Consider the following 8,747-nt stretch of genomic DNA (forward strand, 5'->3'; position numbering starts at 1 on the left):
TATGGCTCTTGATTTTTTTGATTAATCAATTTACACCATTATACTGGCATTATCATGAAAATACATGTATAATCGGACTCTGCGAATTAATCAGCGCTTCCCTAGAAGCCCCACCCGTATGCACGCCGCTTAGCCACACAAGCGCCGTAGGCTGTGGCGCTTTCCTGGAAGCTAACAGCTTGAAGCCCCATGCTGTTGACGCTATCCACAAGCATACAAAACCTGCGAAGCGGATATACAGCTCAAGGTACAGTCAATGCTATGACTCTACCCGCCAGCATGCCAAAATATATAGTCAACATTCTATTTATCACACTCTGATTTATTTTATTGTAAACTTTATATAATTGTAATCTTGACAAATATAAGTTAACAGTTTTAGACTTAAACCAATGGCCGAAGTGCGATAACTTCGGATTATTTTATACTTCTTCGGTTAACAATAATAATATAAGAAGTTTACAAAAGGAGTGGGAAAATTGCTGTACAGTGTAAAAATGCGTTCCAGTCTTGGTGGGTATCATGGAGAAGGAGGCCTCCATATTTCCGGTGCCGAACGGATTGTGCCGGAGGACCAGGTAGAGGCCGATGTGATTGCCATGCTCCGCAGGGCCCGGACCCATGAACGGGGAGCAGCGGACTTTATCCAGGTAAAGGTGGAAGAGGTGAAACCCCAGACCATCGAATACTGCCCCATGATCCCCATTTACCAGATGAATACGTTCACGAAGGAAGAGGGCCGGCAGGTGGCGCGGAAGGAACTCCTCCGCATCGGCGTATCCCCGGCTGCGGTGAAGAGCGCTTTCTTCGAACTGGAATCCCTCACTGACAGCATGCGGGGGGCCATCGTTATGGATGCGGAAACCGGGGAGCGCCTCGATGACCGCCACGAACGAGGTGTCCGCTGCAGCAATATGGACTGCGAAGATACAAAGGCCTATGACAAAATCATGGGAAAAAGGGGTCTTGGCGGCGACCATCCCCGGGAAGCCCTGGTACTGGCTTCGAAGGTGGCCTATGCCCCCGGCACGGTGGCGGAGCTCTGCTGGTCCGATGACCCGGACTACGTCACCGGCTACGTAGGTTCCCGAAAATTCGGCTATGGCCGCATTACGGTGATGAAGGACATGGGGGATCCCGTGGGAGGACGGGTTTTCTTCGTGAAACATGGCACGGACGTCAAAAAATATGATGATTACATGCAGAACCAGACGGTCCTGGTGAGGCTGCCCCATGAAGATTAAAGACATTCCCCAGAAACTGGCGGACATCCGAAGGGAAGACCGGTTCCGGGCTGTCCATGACCTTCGCATGATAACCGCCTCCCGGGGTGTGGACCGGTCAGGAAAAGAGTATATCGTCTTTAACTCCAACGATTACCTGGGCATGACCCACGAAAAAGAAGTGGAAGAGGCCGCCCGGAATGCAGTCATCTACGGCACCGGTTCCGGTGGTGCCCGGCTCACCAGCGGCGCTGTCTTCGAACTGTCAGACCTGGAAAAGGAAATCGCCCGTTTCAAACACAAAGAAGACGCCGTGATCTTCAATACGGGATACATGACAAACCTGGGCGTCCTCTATGCATTGGCCGGTCCGGGAGATGTGATTTTCTCCGACGAGCTGAACCACGCCAGCATCGTAGACGGCTGCCGGATTTCCAGGGCCGCCGGCAAAGTCTATTTCCACTCTGATATGGGGGCCCTGGAAAAGCTGCTGGAAGAGACCCCCTGCCAGGGACAGCGTTTCATCGTCACCGACGGGGTCTTCAGTATGGACGGAGACGTGGCGGACCTTCCGGGCCTTGTAAAGCTCAAAGAAAAATACGACGCCTTCCTCATCGTAGATGATGCCCATGCCACCGGCGTCATCGGAAACACCGGCCGGGGCACCGCCGAGTACTACCACATGGAAGGCATTGATCTGCAGGTGGGCACCCTGTCCAAATCCCTGGGCGCCGAAGGAGGCTTCGCCGCCGCCGACAGGACGATTACCGATTACCTTCGGAACTGCTCCCGTCCCTTCATCTTCTCCACATCCATCTCCGCCGTCACCGGCGCCACTGCCCTGGCTGCGCTGAAACTGCTGGAAGAAAATCCGGAAAAGTACATGGGCGCCCTCCGCCGGAATACGAAGTACATGAAAGAGGGCCTCACAAAAGCGGGCATTTCCTTCCTCCCCGGGGATACATCCATCATCCCCATCGTCATGGGCAGGGAGGAGGCGGCCATGGAATACGCCGCCCGCTGTAAAGAACGGGGCATCCTTCTTTCCGCCATCCGTCCGCCGTCTGTGCCAAAGGGCACGAGCCGCATCCGCCTCACCGTCACCGCCGCCCATACCAGGGCGGAACTGGATAAGGCACTGGAAGTGATGATTGATGAAATTCAGGGAACCAGGCCGGTTTCCCCAACATAAGAAAGGTGAAGGGGGGGAGGAGTGAGGAGTGAGGAGTGGTGGTGCGCCGCAATAAATTTATAAAGCGGCGCATAGTTTGTATATATTGCATTGAATCCATGAAGCCTGATTTCCAATTTTTTTGAAGCGTTGTCACAGTCATTTGCCAGAAAGATTTCGGGGCTCATCAGAGCTGTATCATTTCTTATAAATAGAGACATACGGCATACTACCATCGCTCAAGATAATGCGTTAAGGAATAGATAATGAAATGGATCCGTAAAATCTATACTCTGCGCCGCTCATCATTTTGTCGCGGTGCACCTTCACTCCTCACTCCTAACTCCTCACTCCTAACTATTCCCTTTTTTGTGACCTTATTTTTTCACTTCCCTGTGAATCTATTCGAAAGGAGCTATCCATGGAAAAAGTAACTGCCATTTCGCCGGAGAAAACTCTGGTCCGGGATTGTGTGGAAACGGCCCTTCTCGCTGTGCTTATCGCTGTTTCCGGTACATTCCGCATTCCCGGCATCGTGCCGGGGACGGAATTCCAGCTGTCTGCCCCCATTGCCGTAGCCATCTGCGGGGTTTTCGGATTCAAGAAATACATCATCGCCGGTGTACTGGCCTCCCTCATAGGGCTGTCCCTGGGCACCTGCACCATCCTGAACGTGGCCATCCAGATGTCCTTCCGCCTGGGAGTCGGCGCTTTCTGGCTCCTTTCGGGATCCAACAGGCTCTTTTATATTTTCTCCGGCCCCGTCGGTACCGCCCTGGCCCGGGTGGTGATGTACTTCCTTTTGGGCAAAGGACTCACCCTCATGCTCATCGCCGCAGCTCCGGGGATGGCTTTCACCGCCGCCACGGCCTGGGCTTTCGGAAAAATTTTCACCCGCTGCCGGGAAGCCGTGCGGTAAGGAATGAACTAAGGGTACATCCGGAAGATGTACCCTTTTTGCATGGAAAAAAAAGCCAGCTTACGGATAGAGTCATTCGTACGGGGACTTCCGGCTGCCGGTGGCTTTACCCGTAATTTTCCACCCTTGACTTAAAGTGAACTTTACCTATTATAGTGAATATAGAAATATTCATCGGTCAGTTGTATAAAGGAGGATTTCCCATGTCTTACACCATTTCCGAAGCGGCCCGCCGTATGGGCGTAGCCCCTTCCACACTCCGATACTACGATAAAGAGGGACTGCTGCCAAACCTGAAGCGGAAAAACGGACAGCGGATTTTCGAGGAAAATGACCTGCGCATGCTGGCACTCCTGTCCTGCCTCAAGAATACGGGGATGCCCCTGAAGCAGATTCACAGGTACGTGGACATGGTGCAGGAAGGGGACGAAACCATTCCGGAGCGGTATGCACTGATCAAAGAACAGCGCCGGTTCATCATGGACCAGATGGAACAGCTGAAGTACTACCTGTCGGAGCTGGATTTCAAGGACTGGTACTATCGCACCGCCATGAAAAAGGGAACCACCGAAGGCATATCCCTGGAGGACTACGAAAGGGAAACAGGAAATCGGACGCCGGAAATGGACATATTGGAGAAGGATGGAAAGTGATGACCCAAACGGTATGATGGGGCTAAAGGTGGCAGGTTGGCTACGCTGCGCTTGCCATGCCACCTTTAGCCCCATTCATTGACTTGACAATACCAGCACAATTTACCATAAAGGAGAACAACTATGAATAGACCAAAAATCATCTGCCACATGGAAACGAGCCCGGACGGGAAAATCATGGGAAAATACCTGTGGCTTCCGCAAAGGGGAGACGGGGAAGATTCCTTCTACGCGGTTCTTTCGAAATACAATTACCAGGCCCAGCTTCTGGGACGCACCACCGTGGATGACAATACCACTTTGTACCGGAAGCCGGAAATCAATGAAAAAGCCCCTCCGGTACCGGAGGGGGATTTCCTTGCGGAAGGGGCAAAACTGGGACAGTACCTCATCGCCCTGGACAGCCATGGGAAACTGGCCTGGAAAGAGAACACCACCGACAGCGAAGGGAAGAAAGCCCATGTGGTGGAAATCCTCACAGAGTCCACGGCTAACGGCTATAAGGATTTCCTCCGCCGGAAGGGCATCAGTTACCTTCTCTGCGGGAAAGACCGTGTGGACCTTGCCCTGGCCTGCGAAAAGATCAAGGATCTTCTCCACGTGGATACCATGATCCTGGGCGGAGGAGGCACGGTGAACTAGAGCTTCCTCGAAGCGGGACTGGTGGACGAGGTGAGCCAGGTCATCGCCCCTGCCGCCGACGGCAGCACAGAAACCCAGACCCTCTTCATGGCAAAGAAGGGCCTCTCCAACGACCAGCCTGTCCTCTTCACGCCGCTGTCCGTAGAAATCATGGCAGACGATGCCGTGTGGATCCGATGGAAGGTGGATGGAAAATCGGATATCGACTTCGACGGGGATCCGGAATTCCGGGCCGTGCAGGAAATGATCCGAAGCCATCAGGGGAAATGAGGTCGAGGTCAAGATCGAGACTGCGTGGAAAGACTGATCAAGTGAGAAGTGGTGGTGCGGCGCACAAATAATATAGCGCCGCATATCCGGAATTGCCATCCTGTCTGGCTTACAGCTATCCGCTTACCGCTGGCAGAGAATCAGACTGCAGCAAACTACAAAAGGCAGCGCTATATCATCTGCCCGCTGCCACTTCCCCTGGCCGCCAGGCCAAAGCCTTGCCGGAGGCAGAGCCTTGGCCGCAGGACACAGCCATGGCTTCAGCCACAGCCCTTTCTCAGTCGCCGGCTCTCAATTCCGCTCTTACTCCGCCCAATCTCCATCTACGAAGACCGGGACCTTTGTGCCATCCTTCCTGATCCCCGTAATGGAGAGGTCCGGGCTGCCTACCATGAAGTCCACGTGGATCATGGAATCATTGAGCCCTGCCTTTTTCAATGCTTCCTCGTCCATTTCCGGCCCTTTTTCCAGGCAGGTGGGGTAGGAATCGCCGAGGGCCAGATGGCAGGCCGCATTTTCATCAAACAGGGTCTCGTAGAAAATGCGGTTTGTCAGGGAAATGGGAGAATGGTAGGGCACCAGGGCCACTTCCCCCAGCCGCGAGGCTCCTTCGTCCATGCGGATAAGGTCTTTCAGGATTTCTTCCCCCTTTTCCGCTTGCACATCCACCACCTTCCCTTTCCGGAAGGTGAAGCGGAAGTTTTCAATCAGGTTTCCGTTGTACACCAGGGGTTTCGTACTCCATACCACGCCATCTACTCCATGGGCCAGGGGAGCGGAATACACTTCTTCCGTAGGAATATTGGCATTAAACGGGAAACCCCAGGTGGTACTCTCGGCGCCGCCCTGCCAGATATGATGTTCCGGCAGGCCTACGGTGAGGTTCGTCCCTTTGGGGCTCGTATATTCCAGGGCCCTGAACTGCTGGGCCGTCATCCATTCTCTCCTCTTCTTCAGGTTGGCCAGGTGCCTGTCCCAGTCAGATAAAGAATCGTCTCCCAGGCAGCGGGAAACGTCCAGGATATCCATCCAGAGCTTATCTATCCCCTCCTTTTCCGGCAGGTCCGGATACAGCAGCTTCGCCCATACGGTGCCCGGTACGGCAGCCACCAGCCAGTTCGTACGGGACGCCATTATGCCGTCGGAGTATTCCTTCACCGCCTGGTGGAAAGCCCTCTGCCAGGCAAAGATTTTCTTCCGGTCCACCCCTTCCATGGTATAGGGATCTGCGGAAATGAGGCTCAGGAAAGCGGCGCCCTTCCGGTAATAGTACAGGTTGAATTCACTGCGCCATGCCGGCACGGTTTCAAAGTTGTCCTGGGGTTCATAGAGGTAACGGAGCCGGATGGTATCATTGCAGTACCAGTTAAATACCACCTGGCCGGCGCCTCCTTTGTAGGCTTCCTCCGCCAGCAGGGTGGCAAACCGGCTGGCCTCCACCGGTGCATTGATGACCAGAATCTGCCCCTGCTGCAGGTTAATTCCCTTCTGCAGCAGCACCCGGGCATAAAGGGGCAGCTGCTTTGCTAATATTTCCTGTGTATCCATAAGAATCACTCCTTCCGTATATTTATTTCATTATACCAAATGAAAAAGGAGGGATATGCTGAAGGACAGAAGGACTGCCGCGGATTTTCTGACGGCTGGCACCCGGGAAAACCGATATGCCTGCAGCAGCGCCGCGGGACCTCAATTCTCAAATCTCAATTTTTTTAAAGGAGTCCATCCATGAAAGCAATCGTTATCGGCGCCACCGGCGCCGTGGGAAAGGAACTGGTGAAGGTCCTCCTTTCCCGCCCTGACTATGAAACCGTTATCACTTTCACCCGCCGCCCTCTGGGCATAGACAGTCCAAAGCTGGAATCCCATGTCATCGACTTCGATAGACCCGACACCTGGGAAGACCTGGTAAAGGGGGACGTCCTCTTCTCCGCCCTGGGTACCTCGCTGAAGCAGGCGGGATCCAAGGAGGCCCAGTATAAGATCGACCATGATTACCAGCTTTCCTTTGCCCGGGCGGCCCGGGCAAATGGGGTATCCCATTTCGTTCTCGTGTCTTCTGCAGGAGCAGATCCTTCCTCTTCCTTTTTCTACCTGAAACTGAAGGGCATCATCGAAAAGGATGCGGAGGCCCTTGCATTCCCGGGGCTTTCCATCCTCCGGCCGCCGTCTCTCATCCGGCCCCATGCAAAGCGGCCTTTGGAAACCATTTCTGTCAAAGTGCTGGAAGGGCTGAATGTTTTCGGTCTCTTCCGCTCCATGGCCCCGGTGCCGGTGCTGTCGGTGGCCCGAAAAATGGCAGACCTCGGCAGCCGGCCTTTTACGGGAGAAGAAATCATCATCGGCCAGGACGTGAGAGGATAGGAGTGGACTGAGATATTTCAGTCTGCCCCGCTGGTGTGTTCGACGCTGATGGATAGAGTCATTCGCATGGAGCTTTTAGCTGCTAGCTTCTAGCTTCTAGCTGCCAGGAAAACTGTTCAGCCTGCGACGCTTCCAACAGTTTCCATCAGCTAACCTCAGCCCCGTGGGCAGCGTCTGGCTACTAAAAGGAAGGCGCCTTGGTGTGCAGGTCCTGTATAGGACCTCCGCCTTCCGAGGAAGGAGGTGGCGCCGTCAGGCGACGGAGGTTAGCTGTTGGGGGCGCCACAGGCTGTCGAGCTTTCCTAGAAGCTAGAGGCTAGCAGCTAGAAGCCCCACACGAATGACTCTACCCGTCAGCGCCGCCCCAGCAGTTTACCGCAATTTGACGTACCGTAACCATTTTCCAAACCCCTTTCGTGGTACAATAAAAATGAGAAAATCATTTGAAAAGGAGGAATTACTATGGAAATTAAAAAGATTACCATTGCCGGTGCCGGTACCATGGGGTATTCCATGGCGGAGATTTTTGCCAGAAACGGGTACGATGTGATTCTCTGGAACCACAAAGCCCCCACCCTGGAACGGGCGAAGACGAAAATCGCCCCGGATATGGTGGATAAGATCACCTACACCACAGATTCCTCTGCCTTCAAAGGGCGGGATCTCATCGTAGAAACCATTGTGGAAAATCTGGATACGAAGCTGGATTTCTACCGGACCTATTCGCCCCTGGCCGGGGATGATACCATCATCGCCACCAATACCTCCGGCCTTTCCATTAATGCCCTGTCAAAGGCTGTGGTGAAACCGGAACGGTTCCTGGGCATGCACTGGTTCAATCCACCCACCCTGATTCCTCTCATTGAAATCATCAAGAATGACCACACCAGAGATACTGTGGCAAAGACCATTTACGACCTGGCCCTTGCCATCCATAAGAAACCGGCCATCGTGGAAAAGGATGCTCCCGGCTTTGCGGCCAACCGCCTCCAGCTCGCCGTCATCCGGGAAGCCCTGTCCATGGTACAGAAGGGAATCATCAGCAAGGAAGGCATTGATGCGGTCATGAAATACGGGCTGGGCTTCCGCTGGGCCTGCCTGGGACCTCTGGAAACCGTAGATTTCGGGGGCCTCGATGTCTTTGCCCATATCAGTGACTACCTCATGCCGGACCTGGAAGACAGTCACGAAGTACCGCCGCTTCTGGCAGAGAAAGTAAAGGAAGGCCACCTGGGCGTGAAGACGGGCGAAGGATTCTATAAGTACGACGGTGACAAAGCGGAAAAGGCTACGAAGGAAAGGGATCGGAAACTGCAGGCCGTGTATGATGCACTGTATAAATAGATAGATTTGAGAATCGAGTGAATAGAATTGAGGTTTTGCGGCTTCGCGGAAGATTTGCCTGCTGATAGGTAGAGTCACCAGCATGGAGCTTCTAGCTTCTAGCTGTTATAGTAAACGACATTAATTACTTTACTTTAAATCGATGCATCTATGTGCTATAC

Annotated in this window: 9 protein-coding genes; 8 read left to right on the top strand and 1 reads right to left on the bottom strand. The window is 53.6% G+C overall.

The genetic code is table 11. The features are described from left to right. The first annotated feature begins 470 nt into the window (after positions 1-470). The 6 genes from QZR21_RS06450 (at position 471) to QZR21_RS06475 (ending at position 4,878) form a co-directional block, all read left to right on the top strand. The gene (locus tag QZR21_RS06450) at positions 471-1,244 is read left to right on the top strand and encodes a 6-carboxyhexanoate--CoA ligase (RefSeq protein ID WP_296974454.1); all 774 of its coding nucleotides are present in this window, start codon (positions 471-473) and stop codon (positions 1,242-1,244) included. Beyond that, positions 1,234-2,415, top strand: a complete 1,182-nt coding sequence (locus tag QZR21_RS06455; RefSeq protein ID WP_296974456.1) for a pyridoxal phosphate-dependent aminotransferase family protein — start codon at positions 1,234-1,236, stop codon at positions 2,413-2,415. Before QZR21_RS06450 ends, QZR21_RS06455 begins: the two co-directional genes overlap by 11 nt. A gap of 400 nt (positions 2,416-2,815) precedes the next feature. After that, positions 2,816-3,313, top strand: a complete 498-nt coding sequence (locus QZR21_RS06460) for a hypothetical protein (protein WP_296099930.1) — start codon at positions 2,816-2,818, stop codon at positions 3,311-3,313. Positions 3,314-3,516: 203 nt separating this feature from the next. Next, entirely contained in the window at positions 3,517-3,966 is a 450-nt protein-coding gene (locus tag QZR21_RS06465; protein WP_296099932.1) for a MerR family transcriptional regulator, read from the top strand. Between the two features lie 123 nt (positions 3,967-4,089). Next, complete coding sequence (locus QZR21_RS06470) at positions 4,090-4,608, top strand: hypothetical protein (RefSeq protein ID WP_296099934.1); 519 nt, start codon at positions 4,090-4,092, stop codon at positions 4,606-4,608. 21 nt (positions 4,609-4,629) lie between these two features. Beyond that, positions 4,630-4,878 (top strand): hypothetical protein, encoded by a 249-nt coding sequence (locus QZR21_RS06475; protein ID WP_296974460.1) that lies wholly within the window; start codon positions 4,630-4,632, stop codon positions 4,876-4,878. Between the two features lie 303 nt (positions 4,879-5,181). On the opposite strand, the gene QZR21_RS06480 is transcribed toward QZR21_RS06475, so the two are convergent. Next, entirely contained in the window at positions 5,182-6,426 is a 1,245-nt protein-coding gene (locus QZR21_RS06480) for an aminopeptidase (RefSeq protein ID WP_296099938.1), read from the bottom strand. 180 nt (positions 6,427-6,606) lie between these two features. Here QZR21_RS06480 and QZR21_RS06485 point away from each other — a divergent pair, with 180 nt between their 5' ends. Continuing rightward, positions 6,607-7,242 carry an NAD(P)H-binding protein gene (locus QZR21_RS06485; RefSeq protein ID WP_296099941.1) on the top strand — a complete coding sequence of 212 codons (636 nt, stop codon included), beginning with the start codon at positions 6,607-6,609 and terminating at the stop codon, positions 7,240-7,242. A 462-nt stretch (positions 7,243-7,704) separates the two neighbouring features. Then, on the top strand, positions 7,705-8,586 hold the full coding sequence (locus tag QZR21_RS06490) for a 3-hydroxyacyl-CoA dehydrogenase family protein (RefSeq protein WP_296099942.1): 882 nt from the start codon (positions 7,705-7,707) through the stop codon (positions 8,584-8,586). Positions 8,587-8,747 lie beyond the last annotated feature (161 nt).

This window comes from uncultured Dialister sp. (genome assembly GCF_900541605.1).
Lineage (GTDB): Bacteria > Bacillota > Negativicutes > Veillonellales > Dialisteraceae > Dialister.